General features: G+C 63.3%; 17 protein-coding genes. 7 read left to right on the forward strand and 10 right to left on the reverse strand.

All coding sequences use genetic code 11. The features are described 5' to 3' along the window. Window positions 1-8 precede the first annotated feature (8 nt). The 4 genes from ACSSVC_RS17340 to ACSSVC_RS17355 form a co-directional block, all read right to left on the reverse strand. The gene (locus ACSSVC_RS17340; RefSeq protein ID WP_346632660.1) at window positions 9-1,076 is read right to left on the reverse strand and encodes a phosphotransferase family protein; all 1,068 of its coding nucleotides are present in this window, start codon (window positions 1,074-1,076) and stop codon (window positions 9-11) included. A gap of 315 nt (window positions 1,077-1,391) precedes the next feature. Further along, window positions 1,392-2,342, reverse strand: a complete 951-nt coding sequence (locus ACSSVC_RS17345) for a 2-hydroxyacid dehydrogenase (RefSeq protein ID WP_492611059.1) — start codon at window positions 2,340-2,342, stop codon at window positions 1,392-1,394. Window positions 2,343-2,358: 16 nt separating this feature from the next. Further along, window positions 2,359-2,754, reverse strand: a complete 396-nt coding sequence (locus tag ACSSVC_RS17350) for a VOC family protein (protein WP_404939579.1) — start codon at window positions 2,752-2,754, stop codon at window positions 2,359-2,361. Window positions 2,755-2,889: 135 nt separating this feature from the next. Next, window positions 2,890-3,432 carry a cysteine hydrolase family protein gene (locus ACSSVC_RS17355; protein ID WP_346632663.1) on the reverse strand — a complete coding sequence of 181 codons (543 nt, stop codon included), beginning with the start codon at window positions 3,430-3,432 and terminating at the stop codon, window positions 2,890-2,892. Between the two features lie 495 nt (window positions 3,433-3,927). Between ACSSVC_RS17355 and ACSSVC_RS17360 the strand changes: the two genes are divergently transcribed. Together ACSSVC_RS17360 and ACSSVC_RS17365 are read left to right on the forward strand one after the other, a co-directional pair. Next, window positions 3,928-5,208, forward strand: coding sequence for a serine/threonine transporter (locus ACSSVC_RS17360; RefSeq protein WP_123725153.1), 1,281 nt, complete (start codon window positions 3,928-3,930; stop codon window positions 5,206-5,208). Window positions 5,209-5,549: 341 nt separating this feature from the next. Next, window positions 5,550-7,229 carry a SulP family inorganic anion transporter gene (locus ACSSVC_RS17365; protein ID WP_346632664.1) on the forward strand — a complete coding sequence of 560 codons (1,680 nt, stop codon included), beginning with the start codon at window positions 5,550-5,552 and terminating at the stop codon, window positions 7,227-7,229. A 147-nt stretch (window positions 7,230-7,376) separates the two neighbouring features. Here the strand turns inward: ACSSVC_RS17365 and acnB are convergent, their stop codons facing one another. Continuing rightward, complete coding sequence (acnB, locus tag ACSSVC_RS17370) at window positions 7,377-9,986, reverse strand: bifunctional aconitate hydratase 2/2-methylisocitrate dehydratase (protein ID WP_404939984.1); 2,610 nt, start codon at window positions 9,984-9,986, stop codon at window positions 7,377-7,379. 409 nt (window positions 9,987-10,395) lie between these two features. Here acnB and ACSSVC_RS17375 point away from each other — a divergent pair, with 409 nt between their 5' ends. Next, window positions 10,396-10,863, forward strand: a complete 468-nt coding sequence (locus ACSSVC_RS17375) for a DUF1289 domain-containing protein (RefSeq protein ID WP_492611060.1) — start codon at window positions 10,396-10,398, stop codon at window positions 10,861-10,863. A 217-nt stretch (window positions 10,864-11,080) separates the two neighbouring features. On the opposite strand, the gene ACSSVC_RS17380 is transcribed toward ACSSVC_RS17375, so the two are convergent. After that, window positions 11,081-11,944 (reverse strand): universal stress protein, encoded by an 864-nt coding sequence (locus ACSSVC_RS17380; RefSeq protein ID WP_346632666.1) that lies wholly within the window; start codon window positions 11,942-11,944, stop codon window positions 11,081-11,083. 292 nt (window positions 11,945-12,236) lie between these two features. On the opposite strand from ACSSVC_RS17380, the gene ACSSVC_RS17385 reads away from it, so the two are divergent. The 3 genes from ACSSVC_RS17385 to ACSSVC_RS17395 all read left to right on the forward strand — a co-directional run bounded on the left by ACSSVC_RS17385 (window position 12,237) and on the right by ACSSVC_RS17395 (window position 15,028). Then, window positions 12,237-12,842, forward strand: coding sequence for a MiaE family protein (locus tag ACSSVC_RS17385; protein WP_317072973.1), 606 nt, complete (start codon window positions 12,237-12,239; stop codon window positions 12,840-12,842). A gap of 185 nt (window positions 12,843-13,027) precedes the next feature. Further along, entirely contained in the window at window positions 13,028-13,738 is a 711-nt protein-coding gene (locus ACSSVC_RS17390; RefSeq protein WP_346632667.1) for a winged helix-turn-helix domain-containing protein, read from the forward strand. Continuing rightward, on the forward strand, window positions 13,739-15,028 hold the full coding sequence (locus ACSSVC_RS17395; RefSeq protein ID WP_346632668.1) for an ATP-binding protein: 1,290 nt from the start codon (window positions 13,739-13,741) through the stop codon (window positions 15,026-15,028). Window positions 15,029-15,102: 74 nt separating this feature from the next. On the opposite strand, the gene ACSSVC_RS17400 is transcribed toward ACSSVC_RS17395, so the two are convergent. The 3 genes from ACSSVC_RS17400 to ACSSVC_RS17410 form a co-directional block, all read right to left on the reverse strand. Continuing rightward, window positions 15,103-15,903 carry a MipA/OmpV family protein gene (locus tag ACSSVC_RS17400; RefSeq protein ID WP_492611061.1) on the reverse strand — a complete coding sequence of 267 codons (801 nt, stop codon included), beginning with the start codon at window positions 15,901-15,903 and terminating at the stop codon, window positions 15,103-15,105. A 6-nt stretch (window positions 15,904-15,909) separates the two neighbouring features. Continuing rightward, window positions 15,910-17,808 (reverse strand): serine hydrolase domain-containing protein, encoded by a 1,899-nt coding sequence (locus tag ACSSVC_RS17405; protein WP_492611062.1) that lies wholly within the window; start codon window positions 17,806-17,808, stop codon window positions 15,910-15,912. Between the two features lie 138 nt (window positions 17,809-17,946). Further along, window positions 17,947-18,513 (reverse strand): GNAT family N-acetyltransferase, encoded by a 567-nt coding sequence (locus ACSSVC_RS17410; protein WP_346632671.1) that lies wholly within the window; start codon window positions 18,511-18,513, stop codon window positions 17,947-17,949. A 267-nt stretch (window positions 18,514-18,780) separates the two neighbouring features. On the opposite strand from ACSSVC_RS17410, the gene ACSSVC_RS17415 reads away from it, so the two are divergent. Beyond that, window positions 18,781-19,212 (forward strand): HD domain-containing protein, encoded by a 432-nt coding sequence (locus ACSSVC_RS17415; RefSeq protein WP_492611063.1) that lies wholly within the window; start codon window positions 18,781-18,783, stop codon window positions 19,210-19,212. Window positions 19,213-19,245: 33 nt separating this feature from the next. Here the strand turns inward: ACSSVC_RS17415 and ACSSVC_RS17420 are convergent, their stop codons facing one another. Continuing rightward, window positions 19,246-19,575, reverse strand: coding sequence for a hypothetical protein (locus ACSSVC_RS17420; RefSeq protein WP_402895538.1), 330 nt, complete (start codon window positions 19,573-19,575; stop codon window positions 19,246-19,248). Window positions 19,576-19,591 lie beyond the last annotated feature (16 nt).

Here is a 19,591-nt window from a genome sequence, read left to right on the forward strand (position 1 = left end):
GGGCGCGGTCAGAGGCTGGATTTGTCGATGACCTGCAGGCTCATCTGCTCCAGCAGTTTGTTCATGTGAATGAACTGCGCGAAGCGTTTGTCCTGGGTCTGGCCGTGGTAGAAGCGGTAGTAGATCTGCTGCACGATGCCGGCCAGGCGGAACAGGCCGTAGGTGTAGTAGAAGTCGAAATTGCCGATCTGGATGCCGGCGCGTTCGGCGTAGTAATCGACGAACTCCTGGCGCGTCAGCATGCCCGGCGCGTTGCTTGGCTGGCGACGCATCAGTTGCACCGGCGCCGGGTCGGCGGCCTCGATCCAGTAGGCCAGGGTGTTGCCCAGGTCCATCAGCGGATCGCCCAGGGTGGTCAGTTCCCAGTCCAGCACGCCGATGATCTGCATCGGGTTGTTGGGGTCGAGGATCACGTTGTCGAACCGGTAGTCGTTATGGACGATGCTCGATGTCGGGTGGTCGGCGGGCATCTTGTCGTTGAGCCAGGCCTTCACGGTTTCCCAGTGCGGCGCGTCAGGGGTCAGGGCTTTCTCGTAGCGCTCGCTCCAGCCCTTGATCTGACGCTGCACGTAGCCTTCGGGCTTGCCCAGGTCGCCCAGGCCGCAGGCGTTGTAGTCGACCCGATGCAGTTCGACGAAACGGTCGATGAAGCTCTTGCACAGGGCTTGGGTCTTGCCGGCATCCAGGCCCAGTTCCGCCGGCAGGTCGGACCGCAGGATGATGCCCTTGACCCGCTCCATGACATAGAACTCGGCGCCGATCACCGACTCGTCGGTGCAGTGCACATAGGCCTTGGGGCAGTAGGGGAAACCATCCTTGAGCTGGTTGAGAATGCGGAACTCGCGGCCCATGTCATGGGCAGACTTGGCCTTGTGGCCAAATGGCGGGCGGCGCAGGACGAATTCCTGGTCGGGGTATTCCAGCAAGTAGGTGAGGTTCGAGGCTCCGCCCGGGAACTGGCTGATCTGCGGCGTGCCGCTGAGGCCGGGAATATGCGCCTTGAGGTACGGATCGATCAGGTTGGCATCGAGCTCCTCGCCGGAGCGAGTACGGGTGGATTGGTCTGTAAGCGCCATGCTTATCCCTTCTGCTTATTCTGGAGGCCAGAGATTATTGACTAATCTAATGCGCCTACCGGCCCCTCACAATCGCGGCGGGCCTTTATAGGTGCGCGTGTTGCTGGACAATCATTGCTTTTGATACAAGCGTTTGAATTTGCCCCTGTGTTTCTACGACCCGTTGGCATCAAGCCCCCGTAGGCGCCGGCTTACCGGCGAAGGGAGCGTCATGACAGGCGCAGGGTGGGAGGCGGCTTTCGCTGGCAAGCCAGCTCCTACACAAGCCGACAGAGGTTGTCCGCCCCACGAGCATAGGCGTTGCCCGGGGATGGGTCAGTTCGGTGCCGGCAGCGTTAGCGGGGTCAGCAGGGGGCGGCCCTCGAAGTGGGCCAGCAGGTTCTTGCCGACCATGTCCACGGTGTCGCGGCTGGCCTGGGGCGAAAGGCCGGCGACATGAGGGGTCAGCACCACATTGTCCAGCGCCTTGAAAGCGTCCGGCACTTGCGGTTCGTCATCGAACACGTCCAGGGCCGCGCCGGCAATCCGCCGCTGTCTCAGGGCCTGCAGCAGGGCGTGGGTGTCCACCACGCTGGCCCGGGCGATATTCACCAGGAAGCCTTCGGCGCCAAGGGCCTCCAGCACCAGCTGGTCCACCAGGTGCCGGGTGTCGGCGCCGCCCGGGGTGGCAATCACCAGGGCGTCCGAGTCTCGGGCCAGTTCCACCAGGGTCGGGCAAAAGCGGTAGGGCTGGTCCGGCCGGGGCTGGCGGCTGTGGTAACTCACGGTCATATCGAACCCCAGGGCACAGCGCCGGGCGATGGCCTGGCCCACGGCGCCCAGCCCGAGGATGCCCAGGCGCATGCCGGCCACGGAAGGGCGCAGGACTTTCGGCCATTGCCCCTGGCGCACGGCGGCATCGGCCTGGGGGATGCCCCGGACCAGCGACAGCAGCAGGGCCAGGGCATGGTCGGCCACGGACGAGGCGTTGACCCCAGCACCATTGGTCACGGCAATCCCGCGGTTGCTCGCTGCTTGCAGGTCCACCTGCTCATAACCGGCACCGATCACGCAGATGATCTGCAGTCGGGGCAGGGCGTCGATTTCCGCCGCAGTCAGCCCCAGTGGGCCGCGGGTCAGCACGGCGTCGATCTGTGGGGCGTGGGTCTTGATGGTCTGGGCCCGTTCGGCGGGAGTGGGGGCCAGGATCAGGTTGAAGCCCAGCGCTTCGAGCAAGGGCAGGTAGGCGTTGACGTTCTCGACCAGGACCAGGACGGTGGCGCGCATGACGGTTCCTCAGCAGTTAATGGGGCAGGGGCTGGCGCAATTGAAAGATGTTGCCTTCCGGGTCGACGCCGTCGCAGACCCGCGCGCCCTTGAATTGCCATTCACGCTCGGCTTCGTACAACCGGCCCCCGGCGCTGGCGGCCCGTTGCCTGGCCTGATCCAGATCGTCGACCTGGAACAGCGGCTTGCATGCGCTATCGCTGCGAGGCAGTGGCGGCTCTTGCACGACAATGCGCGCAGCAATCGCTGGAGGCACCTGGACCAGAGTCAGCTCGAAGCCCTGATGGACCAGTTGCTGGTAATCCGCTTGTTGCTCGGTGATGGGCCAGCCCAGCAGGTCTGCATAGAAGTGGGCGAGTGACGGCGGGTCAAGACTGTAGAGGATGCAGCCGGCGATCGTGGTGGCGCTCATGGAGGATTCCATACAGGCAGGGACGAAGGCTCAAGGGTGCGGGTTGCGAGGGGTTTTGGCAATGCTCGCCGGCACCGTTCCCGGGAGGAATCACGCCATGTTCGGCGTGCCCGGGGCGGTGTGGGGGCGATGGGGTCAGAAGGTCACATCGGCGGTTGTGGCCAAGCGCACGAAGGGGCCGTTCAGGGTGGCGTTATGGTGGGCGATGATGGTTCTTGCGCCGATCAGCGGTGTGTCCATGCAGGTATGGGCGTCCTCCACCAGCACGGCGGCAAAGCCCAGGTCGCCGGCGGCGCGGCAGGTAGCATCGACGCAGTACTGGGTCTTCATGCCGACGATCACCAGTTCATTGACCTGGGCCGCCTGCAGGCGCTCCGCCAGCCCGGTGCCGACAAAACAACTGGGGCGGGTCTTGTCCAGCACGCAGTCCAGCTCTTCATCCACTTCCAGGGTCGGCAGCAGTTGCCAGAACGGGCTGCCGGCGGCAATCGGCGATTCGGCGGGGCCGGTATGGCGCACGGCGAAGATCGGTGCCCCGGCCTGGCGAGCACGGCGGATCAGTTGGTTGATGTTTTCCAGGACTTGTTCGCGCTTGTAGGGCTTGTCCGGTCCATTGAACAACCCGACCTGCATGTCGATAACCAGCAGGGCGGCACGCTTGGCATTGGATGAAGGCATCTTGTCTCTCCTTGTAGTGCCAGGTGGACGGAGAAACAAAAGGCCCCGTCCATTGCTGGCGGGGCCTTGGTTTTACTGTGCTTGCATCATCCCGCACAGCCACCACACGACCCGCCGTAGGCAGTCGTGGTGGTAGAGGTAGGGTTGAGCGCGTAGATATTCATGGGGTCCGATCATGCCGTCTGCCCGTGAAGCTTGTCAACGCAGCCCGGTAGGCGCCGGCTTGCCGGCGAATGGCGTCTTCAGGCGGGCGCCTTCGCTGGCAAGCCAGCTCCTACGGAACCCGGATTGAGCGGGAGAGGGCCGGACCAGACGCCTCGCCACGGCGGAAAAATAAATCTGCACCGTATAAACCGTTCCTCAGCTAAGTCTATGCAGCGCCCTTGGAATCCCGGACAATCGCGCCCCCTCTGTTTCGGTCGGGGCTCTGTCTGTCGGGTATTCCGACGCGCCCTGATCGAATGGCAAACGACCGGAATGTGGAGATCCCACCGGATGAATGATCAGGCCAACAGCGTTGATCAACGCTTTGAAACGGCGACCCCAGCGACCCTGAGTAGCTGGAACCGCCAAGACACCACCTGGATGCTCGGCCTGTTTGGCACGGCCATCGGTGCCGGTACCCTGTTTCTGCCCATCAATGCCGGTATCGGCGGTTTCTGGCCGCTGTTGATCCTGGCGCTGCTGGCCTTCCCCATGACCTTCTATGCACACCGCGGTCTGACCCGCTTCGTGCTCTCCGGTCGTGACGGTGCGGACATCACTGACGTGGTGGAGGAGCATTTCGGCCTCACCGCCGGTGCCCTGATCACCTTGCTGTACTTTTTGGCGATCTTCCCGATCCTGCTGATCTACAGCGTGGCCCTGACCAACACCGTCGACAGCTTCATGACCAACCAGCTGCACATTGCGCCGCCACCGCGGGCGATCCTGGCCCTGGTGCTGATCTTCGGCCTGCTGGTGGTGGTGCGTTGCGGCGAGCAGGTGATCGTCAAGGCCATGAGCCTGATGGTCTATCCGTTCATCGTGGCCCTGCTGTTCCTCGCGGTGTTCCTGATCCCGCACTGGAATGGCGGCATCCTCGCCACCGTCAGCGATGTCCCGGCGCCTTCGGCCTTCCTGCATACCTTGTGGCTGGCGATTCCGGTGATGGTCTTCTCGTTCAACCATTCGCCGATCATCTCGGCCTTTGCCGTGGACCAGAAGCGCCGCTATGGCGTGCACGCCGAAGAGCGCAGCTCGCAGATCCTCTCGCGCGCCCATCTGCTGATGGTGGGCATGGTGCTGTTCTTCGTCTTCAGCTGCGTACTGACCCTGAGCCCGGCGCAACTGGCCGAAGCCAAGGCGCAGAACCTGTCGATCCTGTCCTACCTGGCCAACCACTTCCAGAATCCGACCATCGCCTTCGCCGCGCCGTTGATTGCCTTCGTGGCCATCGCCAAGTCCTTCCTGGGTCACTACATCGGTGCCAGCGAAGGCCTCAAGGGCCTGATCGGCAAGAGTGGCCGGCGTCCGGGGACGAAAACCCTGGACCGGGTCACCGCCGCCTTCATGCTGGTGATCTGCTGGGCCGTGGCGACCCTCAACCCGAGCATCCTGACGATGATCGAGACCATGGGCGGCCCGGTGATTGCGGCGATCCTGTTCCTGATGCCGATGTACGCCATTCGCAAAGTGCCGGCCATGGCCCGCTATCGCGGTCAGGCCTCCAACGTCTTCGTGACTTTGGTGGGGCTGGTGGCCATTACGGCGCTGGTGTACTCCCTGGCCTCGTGAGTTGTGCGGCGCGCTTGCGCGCCTTCGCTGGCAAGCCAGCTCCTACGCGACGCTCACCGCCTGGAGCCTGCTTGCCGGCGAACAGGCCTTCAAGCCTGACGCAATCGCTGGCAACACAAACAACGCCGCCGGTGCTCACAGCACCGGCGGCGTTGTCGTTCAAGGCATTAACCAGGATCGTTTGCTGCCTTGAATAAAGGGCTAAGCTGGTGCTCTTATTGCTGCCAGGAACCTGCCCATGGTCATTCCCGCCCCTCTGGCTGCAAGCCTGCCCAAACGCGTTGATGCCGTTGGGCAACACCCCCTCGAATCTGGATTTGCCTTGTCACGGATGAACCCGATTGGCCACTGAACCCCTGACCATCCCCACCGCTGCACCGAAGCGCACCCGCGATCTGCTGGCCGGATTGTCCATCGCCGGCCTGTTGCTGCCGGAGGCCGTGGCCTATTCCGGTATCGCCGCCTTGCCGCCCCAGGCCGGGGTCATTGCCCTGTTCGCCGGATTGCTGTGCTACGGCCTGCTGGGCAGCAGCCGCTTTGCCATTGTCTCGGCCACGTCCTCGTCGGCGGCGGTGCTGGCCGCCGCCACCCTGTCCCTGGCTGAGGGCGACGTACAACTGCGCCTGAACCTGGCTTTCGCCCTGGTGCTGCTGACCGGGGGCTTCTTCCTCCTGGCGGGGCTGTTTCGCCTCGGCGGCGTCACCGCGTTCATTGCCAAGCCGGTGCTGCGGGGCTTCGCCTTCGGCCTGGCCGTGACCATCATCCTCAAGCAGTTCGCCACCGTCGTGGGGGTGCACTTGAGCACCGGCAACCTGGTGCGCTTTCTGCCGCAGTTGCTGGAGCAGTGGCCGCAGTGGAACTGGGCCGGTGCGGCGGTGGCGGCATTGGCCTTGCTGGTGCTGGCGATCTGCTCGCGGATTCCCTATGTGCCCGGTGGGCTGGTGGCGGTGGTGATCGGCATTGGCGCCGGACAATGGCTCGACCTGCCGGCTCATGGCGTGGCCCTGATCGGGGTGATCGAACTCAAGCTGCAGGTGCCGAGCCTGCCGGACCTGCCCTTTGCCGACTGGCTGCGTCTGGGGGAGCTGGCGTTTGCCCTGGTGATGATCCTGTATGCCGAGTCCTATGGCTCCATCAGTTCCCTGGCGCTCAAGCATGGAGACCGGGTGTCGTCCAACCGCGACCTGCTGGCCCTGGGGGCTGCCAATCTGCTCTCCGGTCTGTTTCATGGCATGCCGGCCGGCGCCGGTTACTCGGCGACGTCCGCCAACGAAGCGGCCGGGGCCCGCTCGCGTCTTGCCGGGCTGACCGCGGCTGCGGTGATGCTGATCATCGTCCTCACGGTGCTGCCCTACATCGCCCTGACCCCGGAGCCGGTGCTGGCGGCGATCGTCATCTACGCCCTGGGCCATGGCCTGAGCCTGCAACCGCTGGGGCGATATTTCATCTGGCGCAGGGATCGTTTGCTGGTGATCTGTGCGGTCACCGCCGTGCTGGTACTGGGGGTACTCGATGGCATGCTGCTCTCGGTGGGGGTGAGCATTCTGTTGATGCTGCGCCAGCTGTCGGCGGCGGATATCCAGATCCTCGGTCAACTGGGCAGCGGTCATGATTTTGTCGACCTCAGCCGCCATCCCCAGGCGCGGCAGGTGCCGGGGGTGCTGATTCTGCGTCCGGGTGAGGCGCTGTTCTTCGCCAACGCCGAGCGCATCCTGGGCGGCGCCTTGCACCTGATCCGGCACGTGCAGGCGCCGATTCACAGTGTCATCCTCAGCCTGGAAGAGTCGCCGAACCTGGACGGCACCAGCATCGAGGCCCTGGACGAGTTCTTCCGCCAGGTCAATCAGGAAGGCAAGCACCTGGCCCTGGCCCGACTCAAGCACAGGGCCAAGGATGCCCTGGCGGCCTTGCCGTCGAGTACCCGCTATCAAGTGTTGCTCAGCGGTACCAGCGTCGACGATACGCTGCAGGAAAGCCTGCAGAGCTGGAGCGGTCAGGCTCAGGCCGGGCTCTGGCATTGAGCCTTGGCACTTGGGCGTACCACGCCTGGCCTCAGGCGCCGGGCCCCACGGCGAAATAGCGGGCAGGGGAGTCGGCCCAGGCGACAGGCATAAAAAAACGCCGCGTATCGTGGAATACGCGGCGTTCTTTTTTACAACGCTACAGCCTTAGGCTTGCACCACCGGGATGTTGGCGTTGGCGGCCGCTTCACGGAACTCGGCGATCTGGTCGAAGGACAGGTAGCGGTAGATATCGGCCGCCATGCTGTCGATCTTGCCAGCGTATTCCATGTACTCCTCGACGGTCGGCAGGCGACCCAGGATCGAAGCCACCGACGCCAGCTCGGCCGAAGCCAGGTAGACGTTGGCGCCATCGCCCAGACGGTTCGGGAAGTTACGGGTCGACGTCGACACCACAGTGGAGTTCGGCTCAACACGTGCCTGGTTACCCATGCACAGCGAGCAGCCCGGCATTTCCATGCGCGCGCCAGCCTTGCCGTAGATGCCGTAGTAGCCTTCTTCGGTCAGTTGGTGAGCGTCCATCTTGGTCGGCGGCGACAGCCACAGACGGGTTGGCAGCTGACCCTTGACCTGATCCAGCAGCTTACCGGCCGCGCGGAAGTGACCGATGTTGGTCATGCACGAACCGATGAACACTTCGTCGATCTTCTCGCCAGCAACGCTGGACAGCAGACGGGCGTCGTCCGGATCGTTCGGCGCGCAGAGCACAGGCTCGCTGATGTCGGCCAGGTCGATTTCGATGACTTCGGCGTATTCGGCGTCGGCATCGGCCTCCATCAACTCAGGGTTGGCGATCCAGGCTTCCATCGCTTGAGCGCGACGTTCCAGGGTACGTGCGTCACCGTAGCCTTCGCCGATCATCCAGCGCAGCAGGGTGATGTTGGACTGCAGGTACTCGGTGATCGACTCTTTCGACAGCTTGATGGTGCAACCGGCAGCCGAACGTTCGGCCGAGGCGTCGGACAGTTCGAACGCCTGTTCCAGGGTCAGACCTTCCAGGCCTTCGATTTCCAGGATGCGGCCGGAGAAGGCGTTTTTCTTGCCTTTCTTCTCGACGGTCAGCAGACCCTTCTGGATGGCGAAGTAAGGAATGGCATGCACCAGGTCACGCAGGGTGATGCCAGGTTTCATTTTGCCTTTGAAGCGCACCAGGATCGATTCCGGCATGTCCAGCGGCATGACGCCAGTGGCGGCGGCGAACGCCACCAGACCGGAACCGGCCGGGAACGAGATGCCCATCGGGAAACGGGTGTGGGAGTCACCACCGGTACCGACGGTGTCTGGCAGCAGCATGCGGTTCAGCCACGAGTGGATGATGCCGTCGCCCGGACGCAGGGAAACGCCGCCGCGGGTCATGATGAAGTCAGGCAGGGTGTGGTGGGTGGTCACGTCGATCGGCTTTGGATACGCCGCGGTGTGGCAGAAGGACTGCATCACCAGATCAGCCGAGAAGCCCAGGCACGCCAGGTCTTTGAGTTCGTCACGGGTCATTGGACCGGTGGTGTCCTGAGAACCCACGGTGGTCATCTTCGGTTCGCAGTAGGTACCAGGACGAACGCCTTTGCCTTCTGCCAGACCGCAGGCCTTGCCGACCATCTTCTGCGCCAGGGTGAAACCCTTGGTGCTTTCAACAGGGGCTTCGGGCTTCTTGAACAGATCGAAGGCAGGCAGACCCAGTTCGGCGCGAGCCTTCTCGGTCAGGCCACGGCCGATGATCAGCGGGATACGGCCGCCGGCACGGACTTCGTCGAGCAGGACCGGGGTCTTCATTTCGAAGGTGGCCAGGACTTCGTCGGTACCGTGCTTGCAGACTTTGCCAGCGTGCGGGTACAGGTCGATCACGTCGCCCATGTTCATCTTCGACACATCGAATTCGATCGGCAGGGCGCCGGCGTCTTCCATGGTGTTGTAGAAGATTGGAGCGATCTTGCTGCCGAAGCAGAAGCCGCCGGCACGCTTGTTCGGAACATAAGGCACGTCGTCGCCGAAGAACCACAGCACCGAGTTGGTGGCCGACTTACGGGACGAACCGGTGCCGACCACGTCGCCGACGTAGGCGATCGGGAAACCGTCGTTGCGCATCTGCTCGATCTGTTTCATCGGGCCGATGGAGCCTTGTACGTCAGGAACGATACCGTCACGGGCCATTTTCAGCATGGCCAGGGCGTGCAGCGGGATGTCCGGACGGGACCAGGCGTCAGGGGCAGGGGAGAGGTCGTCGGTGTTGGTTTCGCCGGTGACCTTGAACACCCGCAGGCTGATCTTGTCGGCCAGTACCGGGCGGTTCTTGAACCACTCGCCGTCGGCCCAGGATTGCAGTACGCCTTGGGCGTGAACGTTGCCGTTCTTGGCTTTTTCCGCGACGTCGTGGAAGGCGTCGAACATCAACAGGGTGTGCTTGAGTTGAGCGGCGGCGACAGGTGCCAGCTCGGCGTCGTCCAGCAGGTTCACCAGGGTCACGATGTTGTAGCCGCCCTGCATGGTGCCCAGCAGTTCAACGGCGCGTTTCTTGTCGATCAGAGGGGAGGAGGCTTCGCCTTTGGCCAGCGCGGAGAGGAAACCGGCCTTGACGTAGGCGGCTTCGTCGACTCCTGGCGGAACGCGGTTGGTGATCAGGTCAACGAGGAAAGCTTCTTCGCCAGCCGGGGGGTTCTTCAGCAGCTCGACCAGGCCTGCAGTTTGTTCGGCGTTAAGCGGCTGGGGAACGATACCCAGTGCTGCACGCTCTTCGATATGTTTGCGGTAGGCTTCAAGCACAGTTATTACCCTCATCAGTGGTCCCAAATGGGTGTCCGGGACGCTCATCCCGAAATTGCCGTACTCATGCGCTGCGTGGCGTTGTGGGCCACTTAGCCAGAATTACCGACAATTCCTTACAGAAGCTGCTTTCAAAGTTTTACGCCTGCAGAACGGGGAGCTGATGAGGGTTGGCGCTGGATTTTTCCCCGCTGGAAAAATCCCTCGCCAACACCGCTCTGAAGGAACGACTGTGCTCGTGACGCTTTGAAAACAGCTTCAAACGGACATTGGCGCCTAAAAAGGCTGGCTGATTCTACGGCAAAAAAAATCTAAACGTAAGTTGGCGTATTAAAGTTTGAGGGGTGATCAATGTTAGACAAAGGGCTAACATGCCGGCCTGTTTTGTTTTTCCGCGTGCTGTCTATCTATGCCCAATCAGACCATCAAGACCCCCTGCGTCGGCCTCTGTTCCACTGTCTACGGTGACCTGGTGTGCCGCGGCTGCAAGCGTTTCCACCACGAAGTGATCAACTGGAACGGTTACAACGAGGAAGAGAAGCGCGCGGTCTGGCTGCGTCTTGAACAACTGCTGGTGCAAGTAATGACGGCCAAGCTGGAAGTCTTCGCCCCGGCGCGCCTGCGCGAGCAACTGGAGCAGCGCAAGATTCGTTTCGTGCCGCACCAGTCCGAGTATTGCTGGGCCTACCAGCTGATCGCCCGGGGTGCGCGGGTGATCAACCAGCTCGACGCCTACGGCATGGTGCTGTTGCCGGAGTTTCGCGACTGGGGCCTGCCGGAGTTGCGTGACGCCATTGATCGGGAATTCTTCCTGCTGTCGGAAGCTCACTACCAGCGCTACATCGCCCCGGGCTTCCTCAAGGATGCCCTGGGCTGAGTGCCTCGCTACGCGAATGACTCCCACGCAAATGCCACTGTAGGAGCTGGCTTGTCAGCGAAGACGGCCGTCAGGGTGGTGCAAGGCTCAAGGGCCTCTTCGCCGGCAAGCCGGCTCCTACGGGGGTGAGGTTGATCGGGCTCTGTAGGAGCTGGCTTGCCGGCGAAAGCGTCGTCATGGACGGCGCAGATGACGCGATGGCGTTGGGGGGAGAGGTTCAAGCCTTGGCGGCGAGTTCTTCCAGGTGGTCCATGATGTCCGCCGGCTTGAGCACCAGCACGTCGCTGTCCAGGGAGTCGAGCACCACTTCGGCGGTGTTGCCGATCAAGGCCCCCGACAGCCCGGTGCGGGCCACGGTGCCGATGATGGTCAGCACGGCCCCCAGCTTGTGGGCCATATGGGGAATCAGCACGTCCGCCGGACCTTCCTCGATATGCAGGTGGCCATCGTCGATATCGAACTCGGCCTGGAACGCCTTGCACTCGTCGCGATAGCGCTTCTCGATGGTTTCCTTGAGCTGGAACACCGGGTCGGATGCCGAGAGCATCGGTGACGGATGGGCACTGATCACGTGCAGTTGGGCCTTGGCCAGGCTGGCGATGTCGAAACCATGATCGACGATGCTGGCATGCAGGGTGCGGTGTTCGCCGTCCATGTTGCCGACATCGATGGCCGCCATGACCACGCCACCGCCCCAGGGGGTAGCCGTCTTGACCAGCAGCACCGGGGTCGGGCAGTAGCGCAGCAGTTTCCAGTCCGCCGGGGTCAGCAGGACTTTCTTCAGTGGGTTGTCATGGGAATGCTGCTTGATCACCAGGCCGCAGCCCTCGGCCTGCTGCACGTCGATGATGGTTTCATGCAGGCTCTCGTTCCAGGCCTGCTCGGTGGTGACGCTGTAGCCTTCGCCGGTCAGGCTGCTTTTGAGTACGCTGAGCAGCGCCGAGTGTTCGTGCTTCTTGTCGCAGACCAGCAGATGCAGGTGGGCCTGGGTGACCCCGGCAATCAGCTTGGCGCGCTTGAGGGCGAGACTTTCGCCAGGCGTGGGATCGATGACCACCAGGATGCTGCGGATACTTTGCATGATCGGGATCTCCAGGAGAGGGATGAACGGCTAGGGTCTGTTCCCGTTTGGCCCAGCAACGCGGCTCGTCACCAAGCGGGAACAGACCCTAGCGTGCACAACTATAGTTGCTGGCGCCCGAGCCGGATGTTGATGCATATCAAGCGCGGCCGCTGGTGGTCTGCGACGTGGCCGGTATAATCGCCAGCCTTTCGCTGTGAAGCCTTATTTGTCTCGTGAGCCTCATGTTATCGATCACTGATAGTGCCGCCATTGCTCGCCTTGCTGTGGCGGATTGTTCGGAAATGCACCGATGAACTTCCCGGAAATTCATGACTTCCTCGGCTGTCGGACGCCCGACGCCTGGGTCCAGGCGGCCCTGGCCGACCAGGAAACCCTGCTGATCGACCACAAGAACTGCGAGTTCAAGGCCGCCAGCACCGCCCTGAGCCTGATCGCCAAGTACCACTCCCATGTCGACCTGATCAACATGATGTCGCGCCTGGCCCGGGAAGAACTGGTGCACCACGAACAGGTCATGCGCTTGATGAAAAGGCGCAAGGTCGAGCTGCGCCAGCTGCATGCCGGACGCTACGCCTCGGGCCTGCGCAAGGTGGTGCGCAGCCATGAGCCGGTGAAGCTGGTGGACACCCTGGTGGTCGGCGCCTTTATCGAAGCCCGCAGTTGCGAACGCTTTGAAGCCCTGGTGCCGCACCTGGACGAAGAACTGGGCAAGTTCTATTTCGGCTTGCTCAAAAGCGAGGCCCGGCACTACCAGGGCTACCTGAAACTGGCCTATCAGTATGGCGACGCCAAGGACATTGCACAGGTGATCGACAAGGTGCGGGCCGCCGAGCAGGAACTGATCGAGTCCCCGGACCAGGAATTCCGCTTCCACAGCGGCGTACCGGCCTGGTAAGGCACAACCCTTGTGTCGCGGCCCTTGTGTAAAAGCAGGGGCAAATTGTTAAAAACTCTTAAAAGAATGAAATTTCGCAAAAAACCGTGCCAGGGCCCGGTTTTTGTGGGGTGCGTTAGCCTTTCTTTAACCTCTTGCCCTCTATAATGCGCGCACTCAAATTGTGCGTTCGCGAACGGGTAAGTATGGAAAACCTGGGTCTTGGCAAGGTCCTGTTGGTGGAAGATGACGAAAAGCTCGCCGGGCTGATCGCGAATTTCCTGTCCCAGCATGGCTTTGAAGTGCTGACGGTCCACCGCGGCGATGTGGCCCTGGCGGCCTTTCTCGAATTCAAACCGAAACTCGTTGTGCTCGACCTGATGCTGCCGGGGCAGAGCGGCCTGCACGTGTGCCGGGAAATCCGCGCCGTGGCCGATACCCCCATCGTTATCCTTACCGCCAAGGAAGATGACCTGGACCATATCCTCGGCCTGGAGTCCGGCGCCGACGACTATGTGATCAAGCCCATCAAGCCAGCGGTACTGCTGGCGCGTCTGCGGGCCCTGCAACGGCGCCAGGTGCCGGAAGCGGTGACCCCGCGTGGCGCCCTGGAGTTCGGCGTGCTGAGCATCGACCGCAGCAGTCGCGAGGTGCGTCTGTCCGGCGAGCCGATCGAGCTCACCACCATGGAGTTCGAGTTGCTCTGGCTGCTGGCCAGTGCGGCAGGCAAGACCCTGTCCCGGGATGACATCCTGAACCGCATGCGCGGCATCGAGTTCGACGGCCTCAATCGCAGTGTCGACGTCTACATCAGCAAGTTGCGGGGCAAGCTCAAGGACAACCCGCGCGAGCCGGTCTGCATCAAGACCGTGTGGGGCAAGGGTTACCTGTTCAATCCGTTCGCCTGGGAGATTTGAATGCTGCGGCTGTTTCTGGGGCTCTACCTGTTCCTGGCCCTTGGTTTTGCGGGGGCCATGACCGCCGTACAACACATCTTCATCAATTACCTGGCCGCGGACCTGATCGAGTCCTACAACCGCGACGCGGTGCGCGGGCCGGCCTACAGCCTCAGCGAGCAACTGCGCCCCTTCGATGAAGCCGGGCGCAAGCATCAGTTGGAAATGCTCAAGCCTCATTACGGGCTGCTGCTCAAGCTGGTCAAGGCCGATGACCTGGACCTGAGTCAGCGCGAGCAGGCCTTGCTGGATTCCAACCAGCTGGTGGTCCGGGATGAATTTACCGAGTTCATTGCCAGCATCGACGGCGGCGCCCAGTTGCTGAGCATCAAGTTGCCGGAAGATCCGCCCCTGACGCTGCTCTACAACATCGCCGCCTATGCCTTGCTCGGCGCGTTGCTGGCCATCGTCCTGTATTTCTGGGTGCGCCCGCACTGGCGCGACCTGGAACGCTTGCGCCTGGCCGCCGAGCGTTTTGGCGGCAATGACCTCAGCACCCGTCTGCATCTGTCCCAGCGTTCCAACATTCGCGACCTGGCCCAGCACTTCAACCGCATGGCGGCGCGCATCGAAGGCCTGATTGCCAATCAGCGCGAGCTGACCAACGCGGTGTCCCACGAGTTGCGCACGCCCATTGCGCGGCTGTCATTCGAGCTGGACCAGTTGCAGCAGCAACCGGACCCGGACGAAAACCGGGAGCTGATCGCCGACATGTACGCCGACCTCGGCGAACTGGAGGAGATGGTCTCCGAGCTGTTGTCCTACGCCAGCCTGGAGCACGGCGCGGCCACCATCAATCGCGAGGATATCCAGGCCCAGAGCTGGCTCGACAGCGTGGTCGGCAGCGTCGCCCTGGAGGCAGAAGCGGCGGGGGTGCAGTTGCTGATCCGCTCTTGCCAGGTCGAGTACGTGCGGATCGAACCGCGCTTCATGGCCCGGGCGGTGATCAATCTGCTGCGCAACGCCATTCGCTACGCCGACCGGCGGGTGGAGGTGTCCCTGGTGCGCCTGGAACATGGCTACGAAGTACGGGTCAACGATGACGGCCCCGGCGTGCCGGTGGACGGACGGGAGAAAATCTTCGAACCCTTTTCCCGCCTCGACGCCAGCCGCGACCGGCGTACCGGTGGTTTCGGCCTGGGCCTGGCCCTGGTGCGGCGGGTCTCCCAATGGCATGGCGGCAAGGTCGAGGTGGTGGATTCGGAGTGGGGCGGTGCCTCGTTTCGCCTGACCTGGGCCCATATCGACTGACGGCAGCTTCAAGTTTCAATCTGCAAGCAAGCGGCAAGCTTCGAGCTTGACCGCTTGTTGGTTGTGCGGCCGGTTTAGAAGCTGTATTCAAGCTGAGTGCCGAGCACCGTCTGCATGCGCCGATCGACGATCGGGCTGTCGCCGGCTTCCTTGCCCAGGTACTGCAGGGACAGCAGGGTCGAAAGCTTGGTCTGCTCGTTGAGGGGCAGGGTCCAGTTCAGGTCCAGGCCATTGCTCACCAGCCCGCCCTTGGCGCGGTAGGCGCTGAAACGACTGTTGGCGGCCTGGGTGCCGCTCACGCCGTACCAGGTCTGCATGTAGTCGGCATTGCCAAACAGGCTGTTGAGGCTGGCATCGAGGCTGCCCAAACGCCCCTCGTACAGGTTGGTGCCAATACTCAGCTCCAGCTGGCTGTAAGCCGAACCGGTGTCCTTATTGTCATTCTTCTTCACCGCGTGGGTCACCGTGGCTCCCAGTTCGAACGGGCCCAGGTCGTAACCCAGGTGTGCGCCGAACTGCGCGCGGGACTTGATCTCGCCCATGCCCTTGAGCCGCTTGGAGCCTTGGCCCAGGTGGTTCTTGTCGCGCCGTTCTTCGCTGGGGCCGACCCAGGTGCTGAACGACAGGTCGTCCCATTCATTGCCCCAGCCCAGGCCCTGGTCGGTGTTGAGGAAAATGCCATAGGGGCTGATGATCTCGCCGCCGAAAATCGGGGCCACGGTGCGCTCGTCACTGCCGCTGTAGCGCGGCACGCTGGCCACGCCGCCGCGCACGCCATATTTCCAGTCCTCGGCATGCAGCGCCGCAGACCCCGTGGTCAGGCCGAGAGTGCCCGCCCAAAGGGCGACGGTGGTGCAGCGTTTCAGGCTTTTCATAGTGCTTTAGAACCTCAGGTAGTTGGCGTTGTAGATACGTTTGAACGAGTAGCCGAGGACGTTGACCCCATTGACCTGGCGACGCACGGTGTCGCCCAGCCCGGGGCCATGGCCGGCAATCACCGCGTGGGCGTTGTCCACCGGCGCAAGGATGTAGTCGGTGAGGGTGCGGCCCTGTTGCAGGCTGCGGATCATCAGGAAACCGTCTTCCAGGGCGATGCTGACGCCGCTCATGGGGGCATTGGCTTCGTCATCGTTGAGGGCGTGATAGGTGCCGACCGTGGCCAGCCAGTTGTCGGGCAGGGGCACCGGGTCGATCCGCTCTCCCACGGCCAGTAGCTGGCCGTGGCTCTTGGCGGTGAACACCCGGTTGCCCTGAACGTTCATGACGTCCAGTTGCACCCGTCCCAGGGCGCCCAGGTCTTGCTGCCACAGGCCGAGGATTTTCTTCTGCGCCCGCAGCCAGCCGTGTTCATCGCGCAGCAACTCGAAGCGCGTGCCGGCCAGCTCGCCAAACAGCCGCTGGTCCTGGTCCTTGATGCGCAGCACGCCCCAGGCGGTGGCATAGAAGCCCGCCAGATGCTGGCGGTCGGCGGCTTCCGGCACCCGGCGCCGCTGGGTGGGCGGGGCAGGGTCTCTCCGGTCAGGAGCACTCTGGCCGGTGCCACTCTCGACCAGGGCATCCTGGCCGAGGCCCTGCTGAACGTCCTGCTGCGCCGGCCCGGGTCGCAGGCCTTCGGGGGCGCCATGGGCCTGCAGCAGCATGCGCAGAACCTGAGTCATCAACGGCTGGGCCAGGGCTTCGCCGGAGCCGGAATTGCTCATCACGATCACCGCCAGCTGCTGCTCCGGGAGCACGCTGATCCGGGCGTGGAAGTCATCGCCGGTGCCGCTGTGCTGCCAGGTGCGAATCCCCGGGCTGACCCACTCGTCGCCACAGGGCGAGAGAAACCAGCCCAGGCCTACCTGACAATCGAAATCCAGCGGATTGCCGGTGTTCTGCGGGCGCACCATCTCCTTGATCGAGGCCGGCGAAAGTAACGCTTGATGCTTGTAGCTCCCTTGGGCGAAGAGCATCCGCACGTAGTGGCTCAGGTCCCGTGGACTGCTCCACAGGCCTGCGGCGGACAGGTCGCGCACCAGGGCATCGTTGCTGCTGGCACCGTCTGCATAGCCTTGAGCGCGGTAGGGCTGGGCACGGCTGCCGCCGATGAAGCTCGACTGGCTCATGCCCAGCGGGCGCAGCAGGCTTTTCTGCAATTGCTGTTCGAAGTCCAGGCCGCTGCTGCGTTCCACGGCAGCGCCCAGCAGGGCGTAGCCCAGGTTGGAGTAGGCGGTCTGGGTGCCTGGGGCATTGTTCAGCCAGACCCCGCTGACCTTTCTCGGCAGCTCGTCGAGGGCGTGGGGCGTGCGCGAATCCCGCAAGTATTCGGCGGGCATCCCGGCCTGATGGCTGAGCAGGCGGCGCAAGGTCACGGCTTGGTCGGCAGCGTTCTGATCCTGGTGAAAGCGCGAGCGGACGTAGAACTCCTTGAGGGTGTCCTGCAGGGGCGCATCCAACTGCAAGCGTCCCTGTTCCACCAGTTGCATGACCGCCGTGGCGGTCAGCAACTGCGACAGGGCGCCGGCGCGAAACGCGGTGTTCTCGGTCACTTGCAGGCCCCGGGCCTTGTCGGCAAAGCCAAAACCCCGGGCCCAGATCAGCTCCTGGCCGTCCACCAGGGCGATGGACAGCCCCGGTACCTGATGCTCGGCCATCTCCCGGGGGATGTACTGCTTCAAGTAACCGATGATGCTGGCGTAGTCGCCGGGCGCTATGACCGGCGGCGCAGGCGGCTGGCCGTTGCAGCCAAGGCTGCCCAGCAGGATGCCCAGCAATGGCAGGCCGAGAAGTTTGGGGGACATGCAGCACCCGACCGGAAATTCGATGAGCGGATGCTAGGGAAGGGCGTTCGAGGAGTCTTTGGCAGCTTTGTCTGGAAACTGTCAAAGAGTGTTAAGCGAAGGTGGCCGCGCCTCGGACCGAGGCGCGGCTGGGGCGGGTTACAGCGCCAGGCTATGGATGACCTGGGTGGCGTCGTCGGGGTCGATGGCGCTGCGCATGCCGAGGGTCTTCGCCAGGCGGCGCATGCTGTAGTTGGCGGCGCTGTCCACCGAATACAGCTGCTGGAAGCCATTGGTACGGGCTTCGTCGATCAGGTGCTGCATCAGCAGGGCACCGAGGCCCTTGCCTTGCCATTCATCGGCGATGGTCACGGCAAACTCGCAGCGCCAGGGCTGGTCGTCCACCTGGGCGTAGCGGCTGATGCCGACTTCCCGCAACTCGCCGTTGTCATGCACCAGGGCCACGTAGGCCACCCGTTGCGGGGTGCCGACATCCATCAACTGATCCAGCAACTGGTCGCCCACTTCCCTGATCTCGCCGAGGAAGCGCTGGTGCCGGGTGACGGGGGAAAGGTTTTCGATAAAGGCCTTTTCCCGCTCCCGGTCCTGGGGCCGTAGCGGGCGGATCAGCACGTGGCTGCCGTCGCTCAGGGCGTCGATCCAGTATTGGCCTTGCTGGGCCGGGAATGGCGGTTGGGCGAGGATATCGAGAGCGCTGCTGGACATGATCAAGTCTCCGGGGAAGCAAAGGGCAAGTGATTGCCACAAGCTTTACTCCGCCGGTGCTCCGGGCGCTTGACCGGCATCAATGTCCGCTGCTGTCGCGCCTTGGCTGGCGATCACCGGTCATGGCCCGATCCGGGGACTATCAGGTGGACGGGCAGATGGTCGATGCATCTGTGCTGCAGCGAGCCCAGCTACTGCTGGCCCAGGCCTGAACCGGCCGGGTTAGTATGGCCGCAGCATTTTTGCCGAGATCCGGAGCCACCGCCCATGAGTACCCTGGAACGCGCCATCGCCATTGCTGCCCGGGCCCATGCCGGGCAAGTCGACAAGGGCGGTGCGCCCTACATCCTCCATCCCCTGCGGGTCATGCTGCGTCTGTCCGAACCCCGGGAACAACTGGTCGCGGTGCTCCACGACGTCATTGAAGACAGCCCGGTGACCCTGGAACAACTGCGTGGCGAAGGTTTCAGTGAAGAGGTGCTGCAGGCCCTGGCGGCGTTGACCAAGGTCGAGGGCGAGGACTATCCGGGGTTTATCCGGCGCGCGGCACAGAATCCTTTGGCGCGTCGGGTGAAGCGCGCGGACCTGGCGGAGAACAGTGACCTGTCACGTATTCCCGAGCCCAGTGACGATGACCGTCGGCGCCTGGAGAAGTACCGCCAGGCCATCGAGTACCTCGACAGCCTGGGTCTGCCTTGAGCCGCTAGCCCAGGGCCAGCGGCGCCGGGGCGTTCAGTTGCTGTAGCTGGAAAGGGCGACTTCGGCGTTGCGCGCCGGCGGCTTGCTGCCCCGGGTGCGCCAGTGCTCGATCAGGGCGCGGCCATGGGCCAGGCCGGCTTGCAGGGCAGCTTCGGTGCTGGCGTAGTCGTTGCCATAGGGCGGGCAGGCAAAGTGCACGGAAAAGCACGGGTGCTGGCCATGGCCGGTGAGGCGCCCGACGTAGCTGAAGCTGGCACCGGATTGATGTGCGTAGAGGCTCGGCGAACTCGGCTCACGGATGATCATCACGTAGATGTCGTGGTCGAATTGAGTGTCTTGATACCAACTGCTAGAAGAATCCATGGTCCACCTCCTTGTC

The organism is Pseudomonas sp. E1BtOHC1, assembly GCF_058744285.1.

Coding starts and splice junctions, on each gene's coding strand:
- ACSSVC_RS17340 (WP_346632660.1), bottom strand. CDS start 1,076: ATGGCGCTTACAGACCAATCCACCCGTACTCGCTCCGGCGAGGAGCTC.
- ACSSVC_RS17345 (WP_492611059.1), bottom strand. CDS start 2,342: ATGCGCGCCACCGTCCTGGTCCTGGTCGAGAACGTCAACGCCTACCTG.
- ACSSVC_RS17350 (WP_404939579.1), bottom strand. CDS start 2,754: ATGAGCGCCACCACGATCGCCGGCTGCATCCTCTACAGTCTTGACCCG.
- ACSSVC_RS17355 (WP_346632663.1), bottom strand. CDS start 3,432: ATGCCTTCATCCAATGCCAAGCGTGCCGCCCTGCTGGTTATCGACATG.
- ACSSVC_RS17360 (WP_123725153.1), top strand. CDS start 3,928: ATGAATGATCAGGCCAACAGCGTTGATCAACGCTTTGAAACGGCGACC.
- ACSSVC_RS17375 (WP_492611060.1), top strand. CDS start 10,396: ATGCCCAATCAGACCATCAAGACCCCCTGCGTCGGCCTCTGTTCCACT.
- ACSSVC_RS17380 (WP_346632666.1), bottom strand. CDS start 11,944: ATGCAAAGTATCCGCAGCATCCTGGTGGTCATCGATCCCACGCCTGGC.
- ACSSVC_RS17385 (WP_317072973.1), top strand. CDS start 12,237: ATGAACTTCCCGGAAATTCATGACTTCCTCGGCTGTCGGACGCCCGAC.
- ACSSVC_RS17390 (WP_346632667.1), top strand. CDS start 13,028: ATGGAAAACCTGGGTCTTGGCAAGGTCCTGTTGGTGGAAGATGACGAA.
- ACSSVC_RS17395 (WP_346632668.1), top strand. CDS start 13,739: ATGCTGCGGCTGTTTCTGGGGCTCTACCTGTTCCTGGCCCTTGGTTTT.
- ACSSVC_RS17400 (WP_492611061.1), bottom strand. CDS start 15,903: ATGAAAAGCCTGAAACGCTGCACCACCGTCGCCCTTTGGGCGGGCACT.
- ACSSVC_RS17405 (WP_492611062.1), bottom strand. CDS start 17,808: ATGTCCCCCAAACTTCTCGGCCTGCCATTGCTGGGCATCCTGCTGGGC.
- ACSSVC_RS17410 (WP_346632671.1), bottom strand. CDS start 18,513: ATGTCCAGCAGCGCTCTCGATATCCTCGCCCAACCGCCATTCCCGGCC.
- ACSSVC_RS17415 (WP_492611063.1), top strand. CDS start 18,781: ATGAGTACCCTGGAACGCGCCATCGCCATTGCTGCCCGGGCCCATGCC.
- ACSSVC_RS17420 (WP_402895538.1), bottom strand. CDS start 19,575: ATGGATTCTTCTAGCAGTTGGTATCAAGACACTCAATTCGACCACGAC.